This window comes from Arsenophonus nasoniae DSM 15247, assembly GCF_000429565.1.
In the GTDB taxonomy this organism is placed as follows: domain Bacteria; phylum Pseudomonadota; class Gammaproteobacteria; order Enterobacterales; family Enterobacteriaceae; genus Arsenophonus; species Arsenophonus nasoniae.
This window is the reverse complement of sequence record NZ_AUCC01000243.1, coordinates 1-1322: the sequence shown is the minus strand read 5'-3', so window position 1 is coordinate 1322 and position 1322 is coordinate 1. Positions and strand designations below refer to the sequence as shown.

The following is a 1322-nucleotide window of genomic DNA, read 5'->3' as shown; positions in this document are numbered from 1 at the left end:
ACGAAGATGCAAATTCAACGGAAAAACCGCTTAGAATGGCTCCTGCTGCGTTTAAGCGACTATCGATAAGAGATGTCATCCGTGAACGTAACGAAAAATTACGCCAAAAAGCAGAAGCAGTGATAGATGTGCCCACAGAGGCACAACGAGTAACCCATCCAAAACTGGAAGCCGCATTAATCGCCCTCGACGATGCCACCGACGAAAAAAGCCTTGCTGAAATCGTTGAACATTGTACCCTATTGTCCGCCGAGTTGTCTGAGGACGAAAAAATACAACTCCGTGAGAAGATTAAGACTAGCAAAAAGCGGTTAATTCCAGAAAAGAATACCGATGTTTGGATGGCAAGACACGCTAACGGCACAGGCGACGCTTGGCGATTTCCAGACGGTGAAATAGTCCACGGGTTTTTTGAGGCCGAGAGAAAAGCGAAAGAGGTGGGCGCGGTGTTGGAAGAACGGAAAAAATCCCTGTTTAGTCCGAGTCATTGAAAAATACCCCTAAACAATAGGGGCGTCATGTTAAAGCTGAACCAAGAAATGAATAACTTTTTCAATATAGTTTTTATTTGAAAAAATACCAATTGCTATTAACGCTAATTGAAGATATCAAATGACTAAAAAATTCACCCCAACGCCCCACGATGCGATATTCAAGCAATTTTTAAGTGAGAAAGAGACGGCTAAAGACTTCTTTGATATCTGGCTACCGGATGAAATTAAAGCACTGTGTGACTTAGATAGCCTAAAAGTGGAATCTAGCTCATTTGTCGATAGTGAAATGAAAAACTATCAGAGTGATATTCTTTACTCGGTCAGTACGACAAAGGGAAGCGGTTATCTCTATCTGCTGATTGAACACCAGTCAACGCCTGATAGATTGATGGCATGGCGACTCATGCGTTACTGTATGGCAGCCATGCAGAAGCATCTGGAAGCAGGGCACAAAGAGTTACCGCTGGTTTTCCCTATTCTGTTTTACTGCGGTGAGAAAAGCCCTCACCCGTATAGTACAGATTGGCTAGACTGCTTTAGTGGCAGAGATATTGCCGAAAAGATATATACCAAACCGTTTAAGCTGGTTGATGTCACCACGCTTGATGATGGTGAGATTATGCAGCATAAGCGAATGGCGTTACTGGAGCTCATCCAAAAGCACATTCGCAGACGGGATATGAATGAGCTACTAGATGGTATTGTTAAACTGTTGTCGTATAATTATTATACTGATAATCAGGTTATCACTCTGTTTAACTATCTCATCCAAGAAGGTAACACCAAAAAGCCAATGGAATTTATCACTGAGATAGCGAAACAATCAGA

At 42.4% G+C, this 1322-nt stretch carries 1 protein-coding gene and 1 pseudogene; both read left to right on the top strand.

Annotation, left to right across the window (positions count from 1 at the left end):
• Positions 1-491, top strand: a pseudogene (locus G468_RS24340) (hypothetical protein); the annotation flags it as partial.
• Positions 492-612: 121 nt separating this feature from the next.
• Positions 613-1322 (top strand): Rpn family recombination-promoting nuclease/putative transposase (locus G468_RS0117975; RefSeq protein ID WP_026824145.1); only part of this gene is annotated, 710 nt, incomplete at its 3' end.